The sequence below is a fragment of the Gemmiger formicilis genome (genome assembly GCF_016900095.1).
Taxonomy (GTDB): domain Bacteria; phylum Bacillota; class Clostridia; order Oscillospirales; family Ruminococcaceae; genus Gemmiger; species Gemmiger formicilis_A.
In genome coordinates this window covers 71,854-96,253 of sequence record NZ_JACJJP010000006.1, presented here as the reverse complement: position 1 = coordinate 96,253, position 24,400 = coordinate 71,854, and the positions used below count along the sequence as shown (strand labels likewise).

Genomic DNA, 24,400 nt, shown 5'->3' with positions numbered 1-24,400 from the left:
GCAGGAGGAATTTTTCGTTATGACCTTTCAAGACCTGTTCAAGAAATCCGCGCTGGAACTGTTTCCCAACCAGATCGACCCCTTGACCCTGATTCTCACCCTGGCCATCGCTTTCCTCATCGGCATGGGGATTTTTGCGGTCTACCGCCGCTGTTTCATCGGGGTGGTGTACGACCATGCCCTGAACCTTTCCCTGGTGATCATGACCCTGCTGGTGGCCGTGATCATCGTCACCATCAGCACCAACATCACCCTGTCCCTGGGCATGGTGGGCGCGCTGAGCATCGTGCGCTACCGCACCGCCGTCAAGAATCCCCTGGACCTGATGTTCCTTTTCTGGGCCATCACCTCCGGCATCGCCATCGGGGCACAGTATTACTACATCGCCTTTGTGGCCTGGGTTGTGGTCACCCTGGCCCTGGTCTTTCTCAAGCGGCTCAAGGGCGGCGCCGGCACCTATGTGCTCATCGTCACCTACCGGTCCGACCCCGCCGTGGAAGAGGCAATCCGCCGCTGCCTGCACGCCCAGACAGGCAAATTCCGGTCCAAGGTGGTCAAGGGCGACACCACCGAGCTGACCATGGAACTCTACCTGAAAAACGACAACCTGAACATCACCCGGCCGGTGCAGAACATTGACGGCGTACAGGACGTGACGCTGGTGGAGTACCGGGGCAACCTGGAGGCATGATGCAGGCCCGCCGATGGATACCGCTGTTTTTGCTGGGTCTGGCCCTGGCGGCCGCCGCCGTGCTGCGGCCGCGCCCCCCGCTGGCAGCGGTCGAGATTCCCGCTTCGGACAAGCCGGTCACCAATCCCATGAAGGGGCTGGCCGCCTGGGGGGAAAATTACCGGCAGGACCCCTATGTGGCCTTTGCCTATGTGCCGGTGTACTGGAACGAGCTGGAACCCCGGCAGGGGGAATACGACTTTGCCGCCCTGGAAGAGCGCTGCCACTTTGCCCGGTGGCGGGCCGACGGGGTGCGGCTGATCCTGCGCCTGGTACCCGACACCCCCACCGAGGAAAAGCACATGGACATCCCCCAGTGGCTGTATGACGCCATGGACGGGGCAGGGACCTGGTACGACGGAGACTACGGGCAGGGGTTCAGCCCCGACTACGAAAACCAGGTATTCCGCCAGGCACACCGGGCGCTGATTGCCGCTTTGGGGCAGCGCTATGCGGAGGACCCCCAGGTCGCTTTTATCGAGCTGGGCAGTCTGGGGCACTGGGGGGAATGGCATGTGGATACCGGCGCCGGCATCGCCCCCTTCCCCACCCAGGCGGTCACCGATGGCTATGTGCAGGATTATCTGGCCGTCTTTTCCCCCAACCGGCTGCTGCTGCGCCGTCCCTATACCATAGGGCGGGAACAGGGGCTGGGGTTGTACAACGATTCCTTCGGGCTGCCGGATTCCCACGGGGAATGGCTTTCCTGGATTGCCGAAGGCTACCGGTCCGACCAGAACGGCGAGTGGCTGCCCGGCATGCCGGAATTCTGGCGCAAAGCCCCGTCCGGCGGGGAGCTTTCCCCCCAACAGGAGGACGGCTGGTACTTTTCCGCGGACCAGTTTCCCACCACCCTGGCGTTGCTGGAACAAAGCCACACCACCTTTCTGGGCCCCAACGCCCCGGCATACGGCGAGCTTTCCGGCACCGAGGCCGAAAATCTGCGCACCTTGCTGGCGGAGATGGGCTACACCCTGGGGGTGCGGAAATGCATCATCCGGCGCGCCGCCCTTTCCGCCGCTTTGCAGGTGGAGCTCATCTGGGAGAACACCGGCCTGGCCCCGCTGTACGCCGACTGGCCCGTCGCCCTGGAACTGCGGGACGAAACCGGGCAGACCGTCTGGTCCGGCCGGACAGAGGCCCCTTTCTCCGATTGGGGGCCCGGCCGCCACACCCTCGCCTGCTCCCTGCCGGGGGCCGGAGCCCTGCCCCGCGGAACCTACACCCTCTGGGTGGGCATTGTGGACCCCCTGACCGACGCGCCGGGGGTGGCCTTGCAGATGGAAACGGAGCATGACGGGGCGCTGTATCGCGCGGCCGCCTTTTCCCTTTGACAAGGGCCGGAAGCGCTGGCCACATCGGCGGCAAGGTCTTTGTCTGCAAACAGGCAGGGTACCGGAAATTTCATACAAAAGCCGAATCCTTCCGCGGGCGATCTGTCCACGGAAGGCTTCGGCTTATTCTGTTTGTGCAGGCGCCGGAAAGGGAGGCCGGATCTCGAACCGGATTTCGTTCTGGTAATAGGGGATGCTGGACGCCGTCACGGTGAACCGGTCCCCGAAGACAAAGCGCAGCCGCTGCACCACATTGTACAGCCCCACATGGTCGGACGGTAGGGTCAGCAGCCGTTCCACCGCCGCCGGGTCGAAGCCCATGCCGTTGTCCCGCACCAGAAGGAGCACCCTGTCCCCCTCCTGCCGGCAGATGACCGAGATGCGGGGGTCGGCCACGGTGGGGTCCCCCTGCTCGCCCCCGAAACCGTGGAGGATGCTGTTTTCGGCCAGGGGCTGCAGGATGGATTTGGGCAGCAGGAAGGTTTCCAGTTCCGGGGCGATGGTGTACACGAACCGCACCCGCGACCGGAACCGCAGATTGATGATGTTCACATACTCGCCGGTGTGCTGCAGCACCCCGGGCAGTTCCATCATCTCGTGGCCGTGGTTCAGGGTCAGGCGCAAGAACTGCGCCAGGCTGGAGATCATGTCCGCCGCATTTTTGGAATGTCCGTTCAGCACTTCCCAGTAGATGCAGTCCAGGGTGTTGTACAGAAAATGGGGGTTCATCTGGTCGGTGATGGCCTCCAGCTGAATTTTCCGCCGCAGTTCCTCGGTTTTCTGGATGGTGTCGATCTGGTTGGAGATCATGTGGGCCATATCGCACAGGGCAATGTCCATCTGGCGGAGCTCGTCGTCATACCGGGTCACCATCCGGATGTCGTAGTCCCCGGCGCGGATGCGCCCCACCTGGCCCAGCAGGCTGCGGATGGGCACCGTGATGGTGGAAGCCAGTTGCAGGGACAAAAACACCGCGGCCAGCATGGTAAGCCCTGCCGCCACCGCCGCCGTGGCATAGATGTCGGCCACGGCCCGGTGCACCGCCCGGTAGGGAAAGACGTGCACCAGATACAGGCTGCTGCCGTCCACCGGGCAGGCGCTGACCCGGTAATCGGCCCCGTCGATCCGGGTGTTGAAGCAGGAATAGTCCCCGCACTGCACAATCCGGGTGCGGAACGCTTCTTCCGTCAGGCTGGGGAAGAGGGGCGCATCCTCCTCCAGGGTGATGGGCCGGCCCAGGGAGTCGGCCAGATAGATGTCCGAGTCCGCCACCGTGTTGAACTGTTCCAGCACCGACCGCATGGTGTTCAGGTTCAGGTATACCGCCAGGGTCATGTCCGGGGACTGGTTGACGCAGAAAGATGCGGAACTGACCATCCGCAGGGGAAAGCAGATGGGGATGGTCTCGCCGCTGCTGATGAGGAAGACGCTTTCCCGGGGGCGCAGCCAGGCGATGGAGGTCTGCTCCAGCTCTTCGGAGAACTGGCCGGCGGTATAATTCCACCCGTTCTGATAGGTGGAGTAGACCTGCCCGCCGGGGCAGAGCAGGGCAATGTTTTCGGCCCAGGAAGTGTTTTGCAGAAAGGTAGTGAACAGGGTGTCCATCACCCGGAGGTTTTCCAGAAAGGCAGCGTCCTTTTTGCCCGTTTGGTCCTGGCAATAGATGGTCCGTACGGCAGGGTTGGAGGCCACGGCGGACACGCTGCGGTACAGGTGGTAGATGTTGTCCCGCAGGGTCAGGGAGGCGGTGTCGAACATGGCCGATACCTGGGTATCCACCTGGCGGATATACTGGGTGGAGTAGGCATGGGAGCAGCTCCAGGCCAGCAGGACGCTGCTGCTCAGCACCAGAAAGATCATGCAGGCGCTGATCTTGCGGGAGATTTTGCGGTTCATGAATCGGGTTTTGAGGAAATGGCACATGGCGGGACTCCTGTCTGCAAGCCGGGATGCGCCCCGGGGCCTCAGCCGCCGGAAGGGGGCGTGCCGGTTTTTTCGCCGGGGGACATCAGCATCTGCTGGTAGTCGGTGGGGCTGCAGCCCACAAACCGCTTGAAAGCGCGGGAAAAGCTGCGGTAATCGCTGTATTCCAGGGTTTCGGCAATCTCAAAGATGGAAAGGTGCTTTTGCAGCAGCAGTTCCTTGGCCTTTTCGATCTTGCATTGCAGGATGAACTCCCGCACGGTGATGCCGGTGTGTTTTTTGAACAGGGCGGCAAAGTAGCTTTCGCTCAGATAGATGCTGGCGGCCACGTCCTCCACCCGCAGGCGGGAAAGCACGTTGTTGCGGATGTAGCGCTGTGCCTCCTCAATGACCTGGGGGATCTGGTTGCCCCGCTTTTCCCGCAGGGCGGCGGAGGTTTCCAGCAGCCGGTTCTTGAGGAACTGCCGCAGCTCCGCCACCGAGGGGCAGTCTTCCAGCTGTTTGTGGGGGATCTGGCGGATCAAGGACCCATCGCATTGCAGCAGGTTCACCGCCTGTTTGGAAACATCGTTGAGCAGATAGGCACACATCCCCCGCAGATAGGCCGGCGGCGGCATGGGAATGTACAGGATTGTCTCAAAGAACCGTGCCAGCTCCGCCTCGATGCCCGCCTCGTCCCCCGCAATCACGTATTCGGTCAGAGCCGACAGGGCACAGTCCCGGGGCGGCACTGCGCCGGAAGAATCCCGGAACCGCTGGGGCGTGAACAGGTCGGTGTCGGTGCCGTAGATGTGATATTCCGAAAGCTCCCGGGCCTGCTGGCAGGCGGCGGGCAGTTCCAGCAGCGTTTGGGCGGGAAAGCTCAGCCCCGCGGTGATGTTGGTGTTGGCGCTGATGCCCTTGAGGGCGCGGATGCAGTCCCGCACAAAGGCTTCGGCGCCGTCGGGCGGGGAGATCAGCAGCCCCACCGCGTTGACCTGCTCGTAGAAGGATTCCAGGCGGTAGCGGCTGCCGGCCAGCTCGTCGGTCACATTACGGATGGCCGAGCGGAACAGGTACTGCTCGCTGCGGGAAAAGTGGGCCGAGTCCTGCTCCTGGGGCAGGGTGAACCGCGGCACGGCGGCAATGCAGGGCCAGGGTAACCGGGTACCGGCGGATGGGCTTGTACACCGGGTCCTGCGCCCGCAGCACCCGGCGGCCGTTGAGCCACACATCCAGCGCGTCGAAGGTCCAGAACACCGCCTGCACCTCCCGGTCCCGGTCCGAGCAGAGCAGGGTGGCCGCGTCCAGGCGCAGGCAGGTCAGCTGCCCGTGCGCCGAGCTCACATCCACAAAGCCGCTGCCCCGGGTATAGTGGTAGCGCCAGGGGGCCCCGCAGGGGCCGGGGACGCCCACCGTCCCGGGAAAGGCCGGCTGCCGTTCCAGCCGGGGATAGAACACACCACGCAAAGCCTTCTCGTAGCCCAGCTGGTCATCCCAGGTTCTGGGCAGGTCGGCGGGCGGGGTGTAGGGGGTGCACACCGTGCCGCTGACCAGCCAGCCGGTCACAAATCCCTGTTCGCTGTTGGAAATGTTGATCACAGAACTTCCTCCCGAAGGTCCCGCAAAGGACCCATTGATATTGGACAAAATGCAACAAGGTCATTTTTCGGTACGGAAACGGGCACGGACGGGGAAATTGAGTATCCATAGTATATCAATTTGACCTGAATCAGGCAACAAAGGGGTGGGGAATTCGTAAAAAATGTTACATTTTCCGTTCAAAATGATGTTATCGAAACCGGGAAAAGATGGTATGATGGGCACACGGAAAAGCGTGCGGAGCGGTACCGCCGCACGGGGAAACAGAAAAGAAGACACCTGGAAAGGACGATGACAGATGAAAAAACCAGTACTGTGTGCACTGACTGCCACCATGATGGCCGTGTCCCTGGCCGGATGCGGTTCCGCTGCTCCCTCCTCCTCCGCGGCCACCACCGAGACCGGCCACGCCATGCCCTCCGCCGCCGGCGGAAAGACGGTGGTGGAGGTATGGACCAACGACCGCCACGATCTGGATTATGTGAACAAGAAGACCGAGGAGTACAACGCCACCAACCCCGACAACATCGAGATCAAGCAGACGGTGGTCACCGACGACTACTTCAACATGCTGACCATGGCCAAGACCTCCGGCACCGCGCCGGACCTGGCCGCCCTCAACGGCGGGGCCGCCCAGTTTGACCTGAAGGTGTTTGCCGAAAGCGGCATCATCCGCCCGCTGAACGAGTATCTGGAAAACGCCTCGGAGGAATATGTCCGCAACACCGATTACAAGGACCGCCTGTTCGAGGGCATGAACGCGCTGGGGGACGACATCTACTGGGTTCCCACCGGGCAGCGCAGCGGCACCCGGGTGCTGTACAACAAGACCCTGTTCCAGGAAGCCGGCCTCACCGAGTTCCCCAAGACCCTGGACGGCATGGTGGAGGCGGCCAAGAAGATCACCGACGCCGGCGGCGGCAAGTTCTACGGCTATGCGGCCACGTCCAGCAGCCCGGCCGAGCGGTGCATGGAGGGTGTGGCCGAAAAGAGCGGCCAGAACCAGTACGGCTACGACTATGCCAACGGCAAGTTTGATTTCAGCGGGTACAAGCCCATTGTGGAAGGCTTCAAGCAGATGTTTGCGGACGGCAGCGTCCTGCCCGGTTCCCAGAACCAGCAGGTGGACGCCATGCGCGCCCAGTTTGCCGCCGGCACGGTGGGCATGTGGCCCAACGCGTCCCAGGAGGCGGGCGTCTTCACCACCCAGTTCCCCATCGATTCCTTTGAGTGGGGCGTGGCAGAAATCCCGACCCTGGACGGCATGGTTCACGGCGCCCAGACCGCCGTGCCCCAGAAAGGCTACATGATGTTTGCCGACACCGACGTGCCCGACGCCGCTTGGAAGGTCATCGAGTACTTTGCCAGCGAAGATTTCCTGAAGGGATACTTTGAGAGCGGCTTCTCCCTGCCCAGCTCCAAGCACATGCAGCAGGTGGTGGATTCCACCAAGAGCGGCCGCATCCAGGATTTCGGCACCTATGACTACGAGAGCGTGTATCCCCTGCCGCCGTCTGTCACCATCGAGGGCGAAGACCGCCGCACCGTGCTGTGGAGCGCCGCCATGGGCGAGCGGGACATCGACGAGGCCATCGCCGACCTGAACAAGCGCTACAACGAGGCTTTGGACCGGGATGTGGCCATGGGCAAGGTCAAGCGCCTGGTCATCAAGGACTTTGATCCCTTGCATCCCAACGAAGGCACGGTGGAATACCGGAACCAGTAACAAGGAACGGTCTGCGGAGTAGGGTTTTGGAACCGTACTCCGCAGACCAATGAAAAGGCATCTGTTCGCAAGGAGGCGTAAAGCAATGAAAACCAGGCACAAAAAGGGCGGAATCGAATCCGGCGGCGGGGTGTCTGCCGCGCTGATGATGTTTCCGGCGCTGTTTTTGCTGGTGGTCACTTCCATCTATCCGTTTTTGTGGATGTTCCGGTATATCTGCAGCGATTACAACGGGTTTGTCTCTTACTTTACCGGTCCGCAGAACTTCATCAGGATGATGAATGACCAGCTGTTCTGGCAGAGCGTGGTGCATACCTTTGAGTACGCTTTTCTGAAAATCCTGTTTGTCATGCCTCTGGCCCTGGTGCTGGCCGTGCTGCTGGGGCAGAAGATTCTGGGCAGCGGGTTCTTTCGGGCGGTGTACTTCATGCCCACCATCATCAGTTCCGCCGTGTACAGCCTGATTTTCGGGTTCATTTACGCGGTGTTCAACGGTTCGCTGAACGCCATCCTGAGCGCCATGGGCCTCATCAGCGCCCCCGTGGACTGGCTGGGTAATCCCGATATCGTCATGCTTTCCATCGTGATCGTGGCGGTGTGGGGCGGGCTTGGCAACTACATGATCCTGCTGTTGTCCGGCATGAGCAGCATCTCCGCCGACATCTACGAAAGCAGCAAACTGGACGGCGCCAACGGCATCCAGACCTTCTTCCGCATCACCTTGCCCATGCTCAGCCCCATCCTCAAGGTGGTGCTGATGCTGGCCATCACCACCGCCTTCAAGGACTACCAGTCCATCATGGTGCTGACCAACGGCGGCCCCAACAACCGTTCCCAGGTCATGTTCAGCTACATCTACCAGGTGGTGTTCGGCACCAACGCGGTGATTCCCCAGATCGGCTACGGCACCATGCTCAGCGTGGTATCGGCCCTGATCATCGGCGTTGTCACCGCCATCTATCTCTTCATCTCCCGCAAGCTGGATGATGTGGTATAAGGAGGTTTCCCCATGGAAGAAACAAGGGCAGTTTACTCAAGAACCCAGCGGTTTGTGCGGGGCATCATCTTTTTGTTCCTGGTCTTTGTGGCGGTGCTGGTGCTGTACCCCATTGTCTACATTGTGCTGGGCTCCTTCAAGGAAAACAGCGAGCTGCTGCGCGGCGGCGCCAATCCCATCCCCAGCCATTACGTGATCCAGAACTACATCCAGGCGTGGCGCCAGGCCAATTTTGCCGCCTACACCCAGAACAGCCTGTTCATCAGTCTGGGGGTCATGGTCATCACCCTGGTGGTCTGCAGCATGGCCGGGTATGTCTTTGACCGCAAGAAGTTCCGGGGCAAGGAGGTGCTGTACGGGCTGTTCATCGCCTTCATGTTCGTGAACGTGGGCAGCGTGGCCCTGCGCCCCTTGTTTGAACTGTCGGTGGCTCTTCACATGAACACCTCCCTGTTCACGGTGGTGCTCATCTCCGCCGGTATGTCCCAGGCAACCAACATCTTTCTGGTGCGGGGCTACATGGCCAGCATCCCCAGAGAGATCGACGAGGCCGCCAAGATCGACGGGTGTTCCTTCTTCGGCATCTACTGGCGCATCGCCCTGCCCCTACTCAAGCCGGTGCTGGCCACCATCGGCCTGCTGTCCTTCCGCCAGGGCTGGAACGAATACATCCTGCCTTTGGTGTTCACCATTTCCAACGACGGCATGCGCCCGTTGACGGTGGGCGTCACCATGCTGAAAAACGCCGGGGACGGCGCCGCCGCCTGGAACATCATGTTCGCCGGCTCCACCATCTCCATCCTGCCCATCCTCATTGTGTACCTGTTTGCCAGCAAGTATTTCATGAAGGGCATGACCTCCGGTGCCGTGAAGGGATAAGCGGTGAAAATATCCCCCGGCAAAGCCGGGGGCATAGACGAGTAAAACCCTGGAATACTAGCGCACATGTCACGTCGCGTTGGTACGGTCTGTCAGCCGCGAAGGGCTGTTCCCTGCCGCCCGTAAACAGGCTTTTTAGATGTTTCCCATCGTTAGCTGTTCACCGGCTTTGTCTTCTTCCAGCTGGCGCCGTATGTATTCCTCTATTTTCTTTGCATTTTTGCCTGCTGTGTCTACATAGTACCCTCTGCACCAGAACTCCCGGTTGCGGTATTTATACTTCAATTCCGGGTACTTCTCGTATATCATCAGGCTGCTTTTCTCTTTCAGGTATCCCATGAAACTGGATACCGAGTATTTGGGAGGTATCTCTACGAGCATGTGTATGTGGCCTGGGCATACTTCTGCCTCTATAATTTTCACTTTCTTCCAGTTACACAGTGTTCGCAGGATTTCTCCTACTTCTCTACGCTTCTGCCCATAAAACACTTTGCGCCAATATTTCGGCGCAAATACTATGTGATATTTGCAATTCCAGCTTGTGTGCGATAAACTATTTACGTCGTTCACTCCGAATGACCTCCCTTTGCTTGGCTTGTGCAGTTGGCAGACCGCACTTCCATTATAGCAAAGGGAGTTTTTCTTTCTGCAGTATCGACTATAGTCTTCTTTGGAACCACTCGCCTAGCGAGTGGTTTTCGTTATACAAAAAAACAGCCCCGCACACTGTGCAAGGCTGTCTTTGGTGCGCCATCAGCGGAAGGCCCCAGCCCCCTTTCCAGCCAATCAGGCACCACAGGGACCCGCGCTCTAAAAACGGTCCACTGGACCGTTTTTGCCCGCCGGTACGCAAGACGGCGGGCCCGAGCTGTTCTCGTCCCCGATGGCGCACCGGGTACTGCTTTCCCGAAGGCTGAACAAAAGAAAAAAGCCCTGCTTTCCAGCAAGGCTTCTTTTTGGTGCGCCATCGGGGACTCGAACCCAGGACCCACTGATTAAGAGTCAGTTGCTCTCCCAAACGACTAATACTAAGAGGACAGCTTCTTTCCCCTCACAGATCATCACACTACACAAAGATGAGTCATCACTGCAACCTACCATCTGCAATTTTCCACTTGCTATTGATGGGAAAGCGATTTCTATACAGAAAGATAAATGGCAGAGCCCCCTATCACAAAAAGGTGACGGAAGACTCTGCCATTTATTTGAAGAGAGGAAATATATGTTCCCCGGTGCAGATGCATTTACTGCATCACCCGAAGGATACCCCTTTGATCGTGCCCCGCCGGGCACTGGCAAAAGAACAGTTTACACGGTACCGCAGCAGGCTTACCCTTGCTGCTTTTTCTTTTTGGCGGAGAGGGCGCACCATGCCAAGGAAGCTGCCAGACCCAGCCCGGAAAGTATCTGTGCCAACAGAAGCGCCGTTTGCCACCAGGGGGTCACATGCTCGATGCTGGTGTTGACCGAGATTCCATTCATGGCATTGGAGTGCACCACCGTGTACAGGATGCGATGCATGGATTCCCGCAAGGCCCAGGCCACATCCGCATGGTTCTTGCCGGGGGCGCAGGCCGCCAGGTGTTCAGGCTCCATCATACCGTCGATGAGGTTAGCCCCCGCCAGCAGCATCTGGGGCAGGTTCATGTAGGTGGAAGCCGTGCCGTACCACATATCGGTGACCACAATGCCGGTCATGCCACATTCTTCCCGCAGGAAGTTGGTGCACATGCCCTTCTGCATGCCGCTCCAGTGCAGGCCCATCCGGTTGAAGGCCAGCATCACGCCGCTGGCACCCTTCAGGGTGACGGTCTCCCCGCTTTCGGTGGTGTATTCGGTGCCGTCGATGATGATGGGCAGTTCGAAAGCCCGCATATAGATCTCGCGGATGCTCTGCTCGTTGGCCCAGGTGCAGATACCACGGCGCAGGTCCTCCTGGTCGTTGAGGCCGATGTGCTTGTTGTACACATACAGGCCGTGGCCTTCCATGGCGGCGGTCTCATAGGCGCAGATCATGCCGCTGAGGTAGCCGTCCTCGGAATAATACTCGAAGTTACGGCCGGAATAGGGGGTGCGCTGGATGTTGGAGCCAGGACCGTACAGGCCGTTGTAACCGGCCCAGAGGGCGTCCTCGCCGATAAGGTCGCCGATGTTGTACAGCAGATCCACATTGAAGGTAGCGGACAGGATGCCGCCGCAGGGGTAGCACATGGCCTTGGATTCCTTCAGCGGGTCATTGGTGTCCGAAGCCAGGCCCCGGCTGTTGGCGGAATAGGATTCGGTCAGGCCGGAAGGACCGTTGTGGTCCAGCGTTTCGGGCTTGTTGATGGCCGGAATCTGGGCGGTGCGGCGCATGCCGAAGGTGACCAGGTCCACGCAGTCATCCCAGGACAGCTGATCCAGCAACGCATCCCAGCGGGGGTCATCATAGGGAATGACTTCCCCGTTTTCGTCCACCCGCAGGTCGATCAGGCTGATGATATCATCCTCGCCGTTGGCGTAGGTCTCATAGGCGGGGTACTCCCCTTCCACCTCGGGCACCTTGGTCTCGCCCTGGCGGCCGTACTTGTCCTGGTCGGCGGCGATCTGCTCACTCCAGTGCAGCACCACGCCGTCATCCCAGTTCTGGGGGGTAGTTCCCGCCCAGTCCTGGCGGGTCATATAGGTAACGCTGTCCTCGCCCCGGTTTTCGTAGAGGTTGAAGTCCGCATAGCTGAACTGGTTGGAGATCTCCACACCGGTGGCCGGAGAGGTGGAGTAGGTCTCGGCATCCAGGGCGTAGGTCAGGGCGTCGGTGACCAGGGCGCTGTTGCCCTCGGCATCCATGCGGTTGGCGGTGTTTTCCACCGTGTAGCCCTTCTTGGCCAGGAAGTTGTTGACGGCATCGTGGGCATTTTGGGCCGCCGTCAGGTAGTAGTTGCCTTCGGTGATCACATAGGTGCCCGCGTTGTAGGCATCGTAAGAGGCGAACTGCCGTTCGTCCACCGTGATGGTGAGCGTCTCGCTCTGGCCGGGCTGCAGCAGGCCGGTCTTGTCAAAGGCCACCAGTTCCGCCGAAGCCGCTTCCACATCATACTGCTTGTTGTAATCGCCGTAGGGTTTCTGCAGATAGATCTGGACGGTCTCCTTGCCTGCGGTGCTGCCGGTGTTGGTCACCGTCACATTCACCGTATAGACAGCTTCCTCCCCGGAGGTGTCCTTGGTGACCTGGAAACCGGAATAGTCAAAGCTGGTATAGGACAAGCCGTAACCGAAGGGATAGGAAACGGTCTGGGTGTAGTTATAATCCCCGGTATTGGGGGTACCCATGACAAAATCTTCGTACCGGCTTTCGGTGTAGCGGTAGCCCAGGTAAATACCTTCCTGGTAGACCACGTAGTATTTGTCCTGCTGGGGAGAACCGTCGGAGTTGACGGCGTCGGGGGCGCCTTCATAGACGGTGGTGCCGAAGTTGGCCAGGCTGGGGTTCTGGTCATGGGTGCGCCAGAAGGTGGTGCTTAGACGTCCGGAAGGGTTCACGTTGCCGGCCAGAATCTCGGACACCGCATACAGGCCGGTCTGGCCGGGGGTGCCGATCCACAGGGCCGCGTCAATGCCGTAAGCCGGGTCGCTGAGGAAATCCGCTTCCACCTGGTTGGCGAAGTTCAGGATGACCACGATCTTCTTGAAAGCACCGGCATCCTTCTGGGCCTTGACGCCCGCCAGCAGTTCCTTCTCCTTGGGAGAGAGCTTGAGGTAATCACCGTCGGTGGAATCCCCCGCCGAACCGTCGGCATCGTCCAGGGTGCTCAGGGAACGGTCGCCCCGGGGCATGTCGCTGCCTTCGCCGCCCACGCGGGAAAGTACCACAATGGCGGCATCTCCGTACTGGGCAAAGCTGGCGCCGTTGGCGGCTTCCACCTCACTCCAGGGGGCTTCGCCGATGACCTTCACGCCGGTAACGCCGGGGCCGGTCTCGCCCATCACACGCTTGTAACCGGCCTGCTCTTCAGCAGAATACCAGTTCCACAGGGTCTCGTTGACGGTAAAGTTGCCGTTTCTTTCCAGCGCCGCCTTGAAGGTGGGCGCAGTGGAAGCATCCACCGAACCGGAACCGGTGCCGCCGTAGACCGGGTCCACACTGCCAATGCCGAACAGGCTGACCTTGCGTTCCCCTTCGGTCAGGGGCAGGGCGTTGTTGTCATTCTTCAGCAGCACGGCGCCTTCGGCCATGGCCTGCTCGCCCAGTACCCGCCCGGCAGCGATGAGCTCTTCCAGACTGTTGAATCGGGACTTGAAATACTCGGTGTCCTCGGTGCCGTCGCCGGTGTCGATGGTGCGGAACGGCGGGGTGTTCAGCACACCGTTGATCTGGGGAGCGTTCTCCCCGGCGATCACACCGCCCGTCACGCTCACGCCGCACAGCACCGCCATGACCAGAGCCATCGGTTTGCACAGGCGGGAAACGGTGCCCACCGCGGCAAAGGCCGCCGCGATGTTGACCACCAGACCGGCCAGGTAAAGGATCAGGGTGATAAAGAAATCCACTTCCCAGGTGGAGTCGATGCCCACAAAGGCCGCGGAAATGTAAGGATACATGCCGTAAATATAAAACAGGAACGAGATAAGCTGGGCTGCGGCCAGAACCGGCGCGCCCCAACGAGCCTTTTTGATGGCAAACAACACTACAGCCAGTACCAGGCCGATTCCCACGGCCCATACCGCCTGCCAGGACATGCTGTCCATGCTGCGCTGCACCATGCCGTACAGCAGAACGTATGCGATCATCCCCACCAGGGAGAGTGCAGCTCCCAGAGCGGTAAGCCTGACCGCCCGGTCTTTGAACAACTCTTTCACTTGTTACCTCCTCTTTTTTGCCAAAAGCCAACACAGCGGCTGTATTTCCGGTCCTCCTTTCCCGAAAGATTCTTTTCTGGCAACGAGTATAGCCGCCCCGTACCCCGGGTACAATGGGTTTGGCCCGGTTGGTCGCTTTTCCGCCCTGGTTGGATTTTGGCACCGTTAAAGCGCACAATTTTCACACCCTGCATTTGTACATATGCGCCAACAGAAAAGCCGCATATCGGAGAGCGGTTTCCGATACGCGGCTTCGTTATGATTCGGTTTTATTGGCTGTTTCCAGCATCGGGAACAGGCAGCGCACAACGGCACAGCCGTGCTCTTTGGTGGAAAACAGTTCGGCGCCATATTTGTGCAGGATATCCAGAATACCTTCTGACAGAGCCTGCACCGGCTGCGGGCCTGCGCCGGACAAGGCAGCAGCGGCTTCCAGAACCACGACACCCTGGCGGCGGTAGACCTGCAGGTCCAGTTCCCGCTGCCCGGAATCAGGCTGGTTTTGAATATGCGCGATGGTCTGCTGCAAAATGCCGGTACACAGCACATACAGGTCGGAATCTTCCATGAACTGAAGCTGTGCACCGTCGGCCACACAGTGGACCTCTATCCCCTGTTCCCGGCAATACAGGCTTTGTTCCGCCAGGATCATATCCAGCACATCATGGCCGGTGGTCAGGCTGCTGTCATAGATTTCCACCGCCTCGCTCAGGCGGTCCAGGCACTGCTGCTGTTCCCCGAAAGTACGGGCCCGCTGCAGGTCTGCCAGCTGGACCTTCAGTTCATGGCAGCGGCGGTTGATCAGCGCCACATTCCGCTTTGCGGTCTCGTACCGCTCTTCCTGGCTGCGGCGCAGGGCGTTGGCCACCGCCAGTTCCGCCTCGGCCTGCCGCTTGACAAACAGGGTGTGCACCAGATACAGCGCCACCAGTAGGCAGATGCCGTTCATCAGCACAAACTGATAATTCTGCCCCAGGCCGGGGCTCCCCTCAATGCCGATCTTGATATCCGGCACGCCCTGTACCAGCTCAAATTCCGCAAACAGGACCCCGGCCACCGCCAGATGACGGCGTCCTATCTGGTAACTGCCGCTGAACAAAGGACGCGCCAGAAACCACCATGTCAGCGGCAGCGTCACCGCCATCCAGACAAGCAGGTAGAGCCCGTAATGGGGAAGAATCTCCCGCCCCAGCAGGTCATTCAGCAATACGCTGCTGGCATTCTGGAGGGTCTGCTGAGTCATCATGGCCCAGATCGCCCCATACAGTGCCCGGGCCGGGGCGGCGGTGCTGATCCACAGGAGCATCACCGCCGAGGCCAGCCCCATCACCGCCCGGATCACCAGCGGCACACTGAGCACATACGACTGTACCAGCAGCAGCTGCCGCCCTGCCAGAAACAGAAGAACCACCGCCGGGAGCATCCGCAGAAAGAACCGGGGCCTGCGGGGCAGGCACCACCCGAATACCAGGACCTGCAAGACCATCCACAGGCTGACATAATACCGGCCGTCCGGCAAAAAATCCATAAGGCTCATCCCTTTGCGGTCCCCCCGATATAGCGGCTGAAGGCCGCCAGCAATTCCTGGCGGCATCCCCGGCTCACCGGCAGTTCGGTGCCGCCCACCCAAAGGCTTTTGGCGCCGATTTCGGTGACCTGGGCCAGATTCACGAGGTACCAGTGGTTTCCTTTTGCAAAAGGAAAGGCCGTCAGTGCTTCCTCCGCGCTTTTCAGCGTTCCCCGCAGCGCATATTCGCCCTGCTCGGTATGGTAGCAAAGCTGCTTCTGCTGTACTTCCACATAGAAGATGCTGCGCACCGGTAAACGGATCTGGCGGCCGTGACAATCCAGAAGGATCTGAGCGTCTTTCTGCCGGTCGATCCGCCCCAGCGCCCGGGCAAACCGCATTTTGAAGGAGAGATACGACAAGGGTTTGAGGATGTAATCCAGCGCCTGCACCGCATATCCCTGGATGGCGTACTGGGCCATGTTGGTGATAAACACCAGCACCACCTGTTCGTCCACCTGCCGCAGACGGCGGGCGGTCTGCATGCCGTCTGCGCCGGGCATCTCAATGTCCATCAGGATCAGGTCAAACCGGCCGTCGTAGTCTGCCAGCAGGGCTTCCCCGCTGGGAAAGAACTGCACCGAGAAGGATTCCCCGGTCTCGTTTTCATAGCGCTGTATGTACTCTCCCAGCTGATTGCGGTTTACCGCCTCATCCTCTACCACCGCAACACAAACCATTCCAAGACCTCTTCTTTCCTTCGTTTGAATCACACCTATATCTGACATCATATCAGATATCCAAAGCCAAAGGCAAGAACAAGTCCGCAGTTCCTCCGCTTATTTCAGCCGTCCGCTGTATTCCAGCAAGGCCAGCACCCGGGCGGCGCTGCGCCGCAGGGTTTTGGCCGGGAGGCTGCCGGTTTCAATGGCCTGCAGAATCTGTGCAAGGTCGTAGGCGCTGCCGGGCATGACCAGGTCATTGCCCGCGGGAGCACAGTCTTCCGGGTTTCCGGCCCGCTCGTTGCAGCTGTTCCAGTCGGTCATCACAAGGCCCGCAAAGCCCCACTCGCACCGCGGGATATGGGTGAGCAGGTCGTGGTTGTTGGCCGTATACACCCGGTTGATGCGGTTGTAGCTGCTCATGAGGGTCCTGGGTGCGGCATCCCGCACCACGATCTCGAAGCCCTTGAGGTACAGTTCCCGCAAGGCCCGTTCGGACACGTTGGCGCTGATGCCGTTGCGGTTATCCTCCGAGTCGTTGCAGCAGAAATGCTTGACGCAGGCCGCACAGCCGGGATGGCTCTGCACACCGCCCACCAGGGCGGCGGCCAGAGTGCCGGTCAGGAAGGGATCTTCGCTGTAATACTCAAAGCAGCGGCCGCCCAGGGGGTTGCGGTGTAGGTTCATGCCCGGGGCCAGCCACACGCTGACGCCGAATTTCTCCATCTCGGTGCCCACTGCGTCGCCCACGGCCCGCAGCAGGTCCACGTCCCAGGTCTGGGCCAGCAGCAGTTCCACCGGCCAGGCCGTGGCGTAGCGGTGCACCACCACACCGTCGGAACCGTCATCCTTGCACATCCGGGCTTTCAGGCTGGCGGCCAGGGCGCCCCAGTTGTACCGTTCCGGGATATCCACCGCTTTGGGGGTGCCGTCCGGGGTGATGCAGACGCGGTTGACGATGTTCACACCCGCCGGGCCGTCGGCCATGACCAGGTTGGGGATTCCTTCCTGCAGCAGGGCGGTGGAGGTCTTGCCCCCGGCGCCGTGGATCTCATGGGTACCCGCCGGGACCCGCTGCAGTTCGCCGCCCCGCAGCAGTTCCGCCTGCTGGGCGGGGGTGAGCCGGTCCAGCGTCCGGCGCACCAGGGGGGATTCCTCCACCTCCGGGTCACCGTACACCACCGTGCGGGCGGACAGGCATCCGGTTTCGATCTCCACCACCGGCGCGCCGTCGGCGGCAAAAGCGGGAAGCGTTTCGGGCGGGGCCAGCTCTTCCAGTTCAGCAGGCGGGGTGCAGCAAGGCTGGCACTGCATCAGCACCTGGGTCCGGGACATGCGCAGCACCGCCGCGGCGGTCAGGTCCCGGCTGTGGCGGCCCACCCGCAGCAGGTAGTCCCCCTCTTCCAGCACCCAGCGGGATGCGGCCGTGTCGTAGGAGGCGCAGTCCTCCAGCCGTACCCGGAGGGTCACCTCGCAGACGGCGCCGGGGGCCAGTTCCGGGGTTTTGGCAAAAGTGGCCAGGCGCTGGGCTTCCTTGGCAAAGCTGCCCCGGGGCGCGCTGACATAGGCCTGCACCACCTCCCGGCCGGAAACCTTGCCGGTGTTGGTGACGGTCACAGGCAGTTCCACCCAGGCACCCTTCTGCACCGGGGTCCCGGAGCGGAGGGCAAACTCCGTGTAGGACAAACCGAAGCCGAAGGGATACCGCACCTCTTTGGCAAAGGTATCGAAATACCGGTACCCCATATAGATGCCTTCCCGGTAATATTCATCTTCCAGGTTGCCGTCCAGATAGCTGAAGGTATCGCCGGAAGGGATAGGTGTGCCGCCTTCCTCGGTCTCTTTCTCGTGAAATGCCACATCAACCGTCATGCCCCGGCTCACAAAGTTGTCCAACAAAAATTTCCTTGCCAGAGCGATATTTTCCTCAAGGGAAAACTCATTCTGCAATGAAATTTCAAAGCTGTATGCAAGCTGGGCTTTCTTCCCATGCTCGGCGTGTTCTACAGCGTTCCAGAGGGTTTCCCGGTCGGCAAACTCCCTCGGTGTATGGGACGGCAGGAGAATTTCGGAACAGATCACGCCTTTCTTTCTGGTGTAGTCGCTGTCCTCTCCATAGTAGTCGCTGTAGAGCTTTTCGCCGGAACGGTAAGCGGCGGAAGCCACAACGGATTGCCCCTCACTGCGTTTAATCTGGTCGGCTGTGAAGTGGAACAGAGCCATGTCCTGCGTCCTCCTTTCTGCTGGCAAAACTGCGGAGCGTGTGCTGTACCTCCGGCAGAGAAAAGACCGTTTCCAACAGCTCATACATTTCCTGCTTGGGCAGTCCTTTGAACACCGGGGCAAGGCTCTCCACCGTACCGCCGATGTTGCACAGCTCATGGGTTCGCTTCGCCCGTTCGCCTTTCTCATAATACTGCTTGCGGTTTTCCAGACGGGTCAGCCTGCGCTGCTCTTGAGCAAGCCTGAGTTCTGCCCGTTCTTTCTCCAAACGGAGCTGGTCGAGTGTTTTCTTCTCTGGCATAAAAATGACCTCCTTTTCTGAAAATGGGGATAAAAAAAGACCGCTGATTTCTCACACGGCAGTGTAGATCAACGGTCAGTTTTTCGGTATTCAGTTTTTACAAAACTTGCTGGCGGCGAACAGCATTTTATGCTGTTTGCGGACGGCAAGTACACAGGGGATAGCCGCATAAGCGGCGCAAGGGGGTGTAGCCACCTTGTCGGAACGAAGTGACGGAACATTCTCGGTCTGCTGGCTTTCCTGCTGACAGAGAATGCAGCTCCGCAGGACGCACGAATACTTCCGGCAGGAGAGTATAGAAGTGCGCCCTTAGAGTTCTAAGGGATTTTTGCTACTCAAGAAACAAGCTTTTTGAAGGAACCCATTCCGTCGCAAGCTCATCTGCCTTTTCAAGCCACCGTTTAATTCTCTTTTCTGGAGGAACACTTTCACCCCAATATTCTACAAAGAGTGCATCATCCATGCGGAGGGCAGCTTCTTTCATTTCAGATTCGATAAGTTTCAAAGCCCTCTCTATGTAGATTCCTCCTTCATCATCATTTTTAGGATTTGCAACACTCCCAGCGGAAAACAATTGAATTTGGGTTATGCAGCTTTGCAACTGCAAAAGCAAAAACCAGTAGCAACGGAAACACAGATAATAGTGCTTGTATAGCTGTTATGCTTGGGTCGGCACCTATTTGTTGCAGAAAGTAAGTTGACAATACCAACTGGCTATCTGTCTGCAAAAAGGTCATGGGTTGTTCAAGCATGTTCCAACTCTCAGCCACCGATAATAGGCTAGCTGCCAGTATGTAGGGGGAAAGCATTTGTTCCAGCCTTCCATCTGCCGGGATATGAACTTCCAGGATCATAGTCCCGCCAGGATATATCCTTTCTCCCACAAAAACTGGTTCTTTGAGAACCCGCGGCTGATATTGCAGCCGTCCCAGGCGATACACGCGCCTTTTAAGCGAGTGAAGCACCCATTCCCATTGGATAACACCGGCCTGCCCAGTAAGCCTTACACACTCCCGGCACCAAATGGCGATATCCCGCAATGTATCATAACAAACCATTTCGGGCAGCCCCTGCTCCAACCACCGCGGCGCCTGTTGAGCACCATACTGCATGAACAGCGCCAGCGCAAGCTGATTGGGGGCGACAGATTCCCCGAGTTCTTTCAGTATCTGCACATTTCTCGAGTATCGGCAAAAGGGTGTCTGCCAATTCAGATAGTTCTGCCGCACGGAGTTCTTCCTCGCTTGTACATTCATATTCTTCACATTCTTTGAGAAGGCGAACCATTTCACTTTTAAGGTCATCTACAGACGGCACACGACCATCATTCGTATGGAAGTTATACGAAAAACCCGATCCCAAAACAGGCACTAGCCGTTTTAAATCAATCGATTTTCGCATCTTTTCGAATATGGCATTTCCTTCTTTTAAGTCCGAAAAATTGCAAATTTCAAAACCCATTATTGTCCTCCTGTACATTAATACACATCTAAAACTTGCAAGGATATAATCTGCCTTATCCTGATTGGAGTTTCCTATACTGCGCCGGTGACTTCCCTATCTCCTTCTTAAACACCCTGCTGAAATACAGCGGGTTCTCATACCCTACGATTTCGGAAATTTCCTTGATGTTGTAGGTTGTCCGCTCCAGCAGGTTTTGGGCGTTGACCATGCGCAGGGAGAGGATATACTGGGCTGGGGACATACCTGCGTACTGTTTGAAATTGTGTATAAACCAGTTGGTGCTGATGTGCAGGGATTCTGCATAATCATCTATGCTGATTTTTGTGTTATAGTTTTCGTTGAAGTAAGCCGCCGCACGTTCAATTTGTTCTTGGACGTTGCCGGTGGCTTTTTTCTGTTCATGCTGCTGGCGATCCACCAACAGCAGAATATCGTTGAACAGCGATGCAATATAGTCCTCGTACCCATAGCGGCACAGCTGCAACTCCTGAATGATTTTGCGGAACAGCGCCTTGTAATCTGGCAGCACACCGCAGTAGAACACATGCTCATCCAGCGAGATGCCGTGATACGCCAGAATGTTCTTTACATCACTGCCTGTGAAGTGAATCCAGAAAACTTCCGGGTTATCCTCCAGATAATATACATATTTTTGGATTTCGTCCGGCTTGTAAAGCACCATATGACCCGCGCTGACGATTTCTTCCTTGCCGTCAAACCAGAAATGTGTCTTGCCGTTTGCTACATATAAAATCTGGTAATCCCTGCGCCCTTTCTGCCAGCAGGTCGGAAGTTTAGGGCGCGTTTTCAGCCGGTAGGTGCCGCAGCTGCCCACTACCAACGGCGTGGAGTTGTCTTTGAAATCTGTACGGGAATTGTTCAGATATCCAGAGTTAATGTACACAAAAATCTCCTCCTGTTTTTGTGAATATTGCGATGTGCTTCGTCCATTTTACCTTCACTTTACAAAAAGCCGTTGATTTTGTGCATATTTAGTGCAATAGCGTTTATATTTTATTGTATATAGAAATTGTATAATAATTTCAGACGAAACGCAATCAGAACTGTATAAATCACAGGAGGAGAATGGATGATTATTCCGCACTATTACGAGGACCCGCACACACTGCATGTGGGTACCATGCCGAATCGTGCCTATTACATTCCGGCATCCCAGCGCAGCGATACTTTAGTCGAGCACCGCGAGACCTCGGATCGCTTCCAGCTTTTGAACGGAAGCTGGAAATTTCGGTACTACGCCAGTATTTATGACTTGCAGGATGCTTTCTATGAGGTCGGCTATGATGCCTCCGCTTTTGACAGCATCCCGGTCCCCAGCGTGTGGCAGAACCACGGCTACGACCACCACCAGTACACCAACATCCGCTATCCGTTCCCCGCTGATCCACCGTATGTTCCTAAAGAGAACCCCTGCGGCGCTTACCTCTACGACTTCACTTACCAAAAAGATGCCAGCGCCCCGCGTGCATTTCTGAACTTCGAGGGCGTTGCCTCCTGCTTCTATGTCTGGCTCAACGGTCAGTTTGTCGGGTACAGTCAGGTCGCCCATTCCACAAGCGAGTTCGATGTAACGAAGTTTTTGCAGGACGGCACCAACCATCTGGCGGTCCTCGTGCTGAAATGGTGCGATGGCAGTTACATGGAAGATCAGGATATGTTCCGCATGAACGGCATTTTCCGTGATGTCTACCTGCTGCACCGCCCGGAGCAGTGCATCGAGGACTATTTCATCACCACCGACATCCACGGTAGCACCGCAGGGGTTGCTGTCCGCCTGCGTTACTACGATTCCGCTGTTGCCACCCGCATCACCCTCTACGATGCAGCCGGCACAATAGTCGGCAGCGTAACGCCCGTGGAAGCACCGGATGATGCGGCATTCCCCTATCATGCAGAAATCACCGTTGTTGACCCGACACTCTGGAATGCAGAACAGCCCTACTTATATACCCTTGTGTTGGACACCCCCTGCGAGACCATTACGGATCGTGTGGGCATCCGCGAGGTTCACGTTGCCAACAATCAGATTTATGTCAACGGCCAGTCCATCAAGTTCCACGGTGTAAACCGCCACGAATCCGACCCTATTACCGGCTATGCCGTTGGCTTTGAGCAGACGAAAAAAGACCTGCTCATGATTAAAAAGCACAGCTTTAATGCCATCCGCACCAGCCATTACCCGGATGTGCCTTACTTCTATCAGCTCTGCGACCAGTACGGCTTCTTTGTTATTGATGAAGCCGACAACGAGAGCCACGGCACATCCGAATACTATTGCGAGGGCAACGAAAGCTGGCCCAACCACGTTGAAAACTGGAACAAGCCCATCGCAGACAACCCGGAGTTCACCGAGGCCACCGTAGACCGCACCCGCCTCTGCGTGGAGCGTGACAAGAACCGTCCCTGCGTCATCATCTGGTCGATGGGCAACGAGAGCGCCTACGGCTGCACGTTCGAAGAAGCGCTGGCATGGACAAAGAGTTTTGACCCCCGCCGCCTGACCCACTACGAGAGCGCCCAGTACCGCAGCAAGAACCGTAAATACGATTTCTCGAACATTGATATGTTCAGCAATATGTACCCTTCTCTCGAAAGCATTCAGGAATATCTGGACAACGAGCCGGACAAACCCTATATCATGTGCGAGTACAGCCACTGCATGGGCAACGGCCCCGGCGATTTGGAGGATTACTTCCAGTTCATTCAGAGCCATGACTGCTTGGTCGGCGGTTTCCTGTGGGAGTGGTGCGACCACGGTATTTATAAAGGGAAGATGCCAGACGGCCGCGACATCTATTATTACGGCGGCGACCACAATGAGTGGCCGCATGACGGCAACTTCTGCATGGACGGTCTGGTTTACCCTGACCGCCGCCCGCACACCGGGCTGTTGGAGTTCAAGAACGTCTATCGCCCGGCGCGTGTTGTGAAGTACGACCGGGAATCCGGCATGCTCACGTTGCACAACTACATGGACTTTGTTGATTTGACCGAGTATGCCGCACTAACCTATCAGGTAAGTTGCGACGGCGAGGTCATCAACAATGGCTTCATCCCTTACCCTGACGGTTTCACCCTGCCGCCGCACAGCGAAAACGCCTTGCCGTTGGCCATCCATATTCCCGACAAGGGCAAGTGTTTCCTGAAAATCTTCTACCATTGCGATAAAGATCTGTCCTTGCGTTCGGAAGGTCATCTCCTGGGTTTTGATGAAATCCTGCTGGAAAACGAAGACAGCCGCAACCAGAAAACCTTGGCTATGTGGAGTGATGCCCCTTCCAACAGCACAATCACTGTTCAGGAAACGGACCGCCATTTGACGCTGCGCGGCAAGAACTTCACCTATAACTTTAATAAGCTGACGGGTCTGTTCGCCGCGATGCAGTACGAGGATTCAGTCCTGTTGGACAAGGAAATGGAGTTCAACATCTGGCGTGCTCCTACAGACAATGACCGCAAGCTGAAGCTGGATTGGCTGGCTGTCCGCTATGACCACTGTATGACCAACGCCTACCGCACCGAATATCAGGTGACGGACAGCAGTGTGACTCTGCGCGCCAAAGTCAGCATTGCACCGATCAGCTTGCAGAAATTCCTTGATTTGGATGTCTGCTGGACGATTTCCAACAGCGGTGCAGTAACGCTGGCACTGCACGCTGAGCGCAACACGGTATTCCCCGAACTGCCGCGCTTTGGCCTGCGCCTGTTCCTGCCAAAAGAAATGGCCCGCGTCAGTTACTTCGGCATGGGTCCGATGGAAAGCTACTGCGACAAGCACCATGCTGCCAGCCACGGCTACTTCAGTTCCACCATCTGGCAGCAGCACGAGGACTACATTCGCCCGCAGGAGAACGGCAGTCACTATGATTGCGATTATGTCCAGCTGGATGGCGCTGGCATCAAGCTTACCGCTGTCGGTGCAAAGCCGTTCTGCTTCAACGCCTCGCAATACACGCAGGAAGAGTTGACTGAAAAGGCGCACAACTATGAGCTGCATCCCTGTGACAGCACCGTTCTCTGCCTTGACTATGCACAGAACGGCATCGGCTCTGCCAGCTGCGGGCCGCGTCTGGCGGAGCAGTACCGCCTTGACGATGCTTCCTTCGATTTCAGCATCCGTCTGATTCCTGAAAAAGCATAACCTCTACACAAAAGA

General features: G+C 58.0%; 19 protein-coding genes and 1 pseudogene. 6 read left to right on the top strand and 14 right to left on the bottom strand.

Annotated elements, in window-relative coordinates:
* Positions 1–19: 19 nt before the first annotated feature.
* Together H6B15_RS04630 and H6B15_RS04625 are read left to right on the top strand one after the other, a co-directional pair.
* Positions 20–691, top strand: coding sequence for a DUF4956 domain-containing protein (locus H6B15_RS04630; protein ID WP_204646592.1), 672 nt, complete (start codon positions 20–22; stop codon positions 689–691).
* Positions 688–2,064, top strand: coding sequence for a DUF4832 domain-containing protein (locus H6B15_RS04625; protein ID WP_204646590.1), 1,377 nt, complete (start codon positions 688–690; stop codon positions 2,062–2,064). The genes H6B15_RS04630 and H6B15_RS04625 overlap by 4 nt, the downstream gene beginning before the upstream one ends.
* Before the next feature lie 123 nt (positions 2,065–2,187).
* Here H6B15_RS04625 and H6B15_RS04620 read toward each other — a convergent pair whose 3' ends face one another.
* The 3 genes from H6B15_RS04620 to H6B15_RS04610 form a co-directional block, all read right to left on the bottom strand.
* Positions 2,188–3,960: a sensor histidine kinase gene (locus H6B15_RS04620; protein ID WP_204646588.1), complete on the bottom strand. Its 1,773-nt coding sequence runs from the start codon at positions 3,958–3,960 to the stop codon at positions 2,188–2,190.
* 68 nt (positions 3,961–4,028) lie between these two features.
* On the bottom strand, positions 4,029–5,105 hold the full coding sequence (locus H6B15_RS15770) for a helix-turn-helix domain-containing protein (protein WP_204646586.1): 1,077 nt from the start codon (positions 5,103–5,105) through the stop codon (positions 4,029–4,031).
* Positions 5,020–5,568, bottom strand: coding sequence for a hypothetical protein (locus H6B15_RS04610; protein ID WP_204646584.1), 549 nt, complete (start codon positions 5,566–5,568; stop codon positions 5,020–5,022). Before H6B15_RS04610 ends, H6B15_RS15770 begins: the two co-directional genes overlap by 86 nt.
* 298 nt (positions 5,569–5,866) lie before the next feature.
* On the opposite strand from H6B15_RS04610, the gene H6B15_RS04605 reads away from it, so the two are divergent.
* The 3 genes from H6B15_RS04605 to H6B15_RS04595 all read left to right on the top strand — a co-directional run bounded on the left by H6B15_RS04605 (position 5,867) and on the right by H6B15_RS04595 (position 9,170).
* Positions 5,867–7,294, top strand: coding sequence for an ABC transporter substrate-binding protein (locus tag H6B15_RS04605; RefSeq protein ID WP_204646582.1), 1,428 nt, complete (start codon positions 5,867–5,869; stop codon positions 7,292–7,294).
* A gap of 85 nt (positions 7,295–7,379) precedes the next feature.
* Positions 7,380–8,291: a carbohydrate ABC transporter permease gene (locus tag H6B15_RS04600; RefSeq protein WP_204646576.1), complete on the top strand. Its 912-nt coding sequence runs from the start codon at positions 7,380–7,382 to the stop codon at positions 8,289–8,291.
* Between the two features lie 12 nt (positions 8,292–8,303).
* On the top strand, positions 8,304–9,170 hold the full coding sequence (locus tag H6B15_RS04595; protein WP_204646575.1) for a carbohydrate ABC transporter permease: 867 nt from the start codon (positions 8,304–8,306) through the stop codon (positions 9,168–9,170).
* Between the two features lie 135 nt (positions 9,171–9,305).
* Here H6B15_RS04595 and tnpA read toward each other — a convergent pair whose 3' ends face one another.
* The 11 genes and pseudogenes from tnpA to H6B15_RS04550 form a co-directional block, all read right to left on the bottom strand.
* On the bottom strand, positions 9,306–9,740 hold the full coding sequence (gene tnpA / locus H6B15_RS04590; protein WP_204646574.1) for an IS200/IS605 family transposase: 435 nt from the start codon (positions 9,738–9,740) through the stop codon (positions 9,306–9,308).
* Positions 9,741–10,499: 759 nt separating this feature from the next.
* Positions 10,500–14,006, bottom strand: coding sequence for a glycoside hydrolase family 3 C-terminal domain-containing protein (locus H6B15_RS04585; protein WP_204646572.1), 3,507 nt, complete (start codon positions 14,004–14,006; stop codon positions 10,500–10,502).
* Between the two features lie 256 nt (positions 14,007–14,262).
* On the bottom strand, positions 14,263–15,534 hold the full coding sequence (locus H6B15_RS04580; protein WP_204646571.1) for a hypothetical protein: 1,272 nt from the start codon (positions 15,532–15,534) through the stop codon (positions 14,263–14,265).
* 5 nt (positions 15,535–15,539) lie between these two features.
* Complete coding sequence (locus H6B15_RS04575; RefSeq protein WP_204646570.1) at positions 15,540–16,253, bottom strand: LytR/AlgR family response regulator transcription factor; 714 nt, start codon at positions 16,251–16,253, stop codon at positions 15,540–15,542.
* Between the two features lie 99 nt (positions 16,254–16,352).
* On the bottom strand, positions 16,353–17,981 hold the full coding sequence (locus H6B15_RS04570; RefSeq protein WP_345941934.1) for a glycoside hydrolase family 3 N-terminal domain-containing protein: 1,629 nt from the start codon (positions 17,979–17,981) through the stop codon (positions 16,353–16,355).
* A 66-nt stretch (positions 17,982–18,047) separates the two neighbouring features.
* Positions 18,048–18,458 (bottom strand): annotated as a pseudogene (locus H6B15_RS15765) (MobA/MobL family protein); the annotation flags it as partial.
* Positions 18,424–18,759 carry a DUF3847 domain-containing protein gene (locus tag H6B15_RS04565; protein ID WP_204646567.1) on the bottom strand — a complete coding sequence of 112 codons (336 nt, stop codon included), beginning with the start codon at positions 18,757–18,759 and terminating at the stop codon, positions 18,424–18,426. The gene H6B15_RS04565 and the pseudogene H6B15_RS15765, both read right to left, overlap by 35 nt.
* Positions 18,760–19,090: 331 nt before the next feature.
* Complete coding sequence (locus H6B15_RS04560) at positions 19,091–19,264, bottom strand: hypothetical protein (RefSeq protein WP_204646565.1); 174 nt, start codon at positions 19,262–19,264, stop codon at positions 19,091–19,093.
* A 37-nt stretch (positions 19,265–19,301) separates the two neighbouring features.
* The gene (locus H6B15_RS04555; RefSeq protein WP_243424279.1) at positions 19,302–19,871 is read right to left on the bottom strand and encodes an acyltransferase domain-containing protein; all 570 of its coding nucleotides are present in this window, start codon (positions 19,869–19,871) and stop codon (positions 19,302–19,304) included.
* Complete coding sequence (locus H6B15_RS15445) at positions 19,804–20,220, bottom strand: hypothetical protein (RefSeq protein WP_243424287.1); 417 nt, start codon at positions 20,218–20,220, stop codon at positions 19,804–19,806. The genes H6B15_RS04555 and H6B15_RS15445 overlap by 68 nt, the downstream gene beginning before the upstream one ends.
* Positions 20,221–20,275: 55 nt before the next feature.
* The gene (locus tag H6B15_RS04550) at positions 20,276–21,127 is read right to left on the bottom strand and encodes a helix-turn-helix domain-containing protein (RefSeq protein ID WP_204646562.1); all 852 of its coding nucleotides are present in this window, start codon (positions 21,125–21,127) and stop codon (positions 20,276–20,278) included.
* Positions 21,128–21,313: 186 nt separating this feature from the next.
* On the opposite strand from H6B15_RS04550, the gene H6B15_RS04545 reads away from it, so the two are divergent.
* The gene (locus tag H6B15_RS04545) at positions 21,314–24,385 is read left to right on the top strand and encodes a glycoside hydrolase family 2 TIM barrel-domain containing protein (RefSeq protein ID WP_204646560.1); all 3,072 of its coding nucleotides are present in this window, start codon (positions 21,314–21,316) and stop codon (positions 24,383–24,385) included.
* The last annotated feature ends 15 nt before the right edge of the window (positions 24,386–24,400 follow it).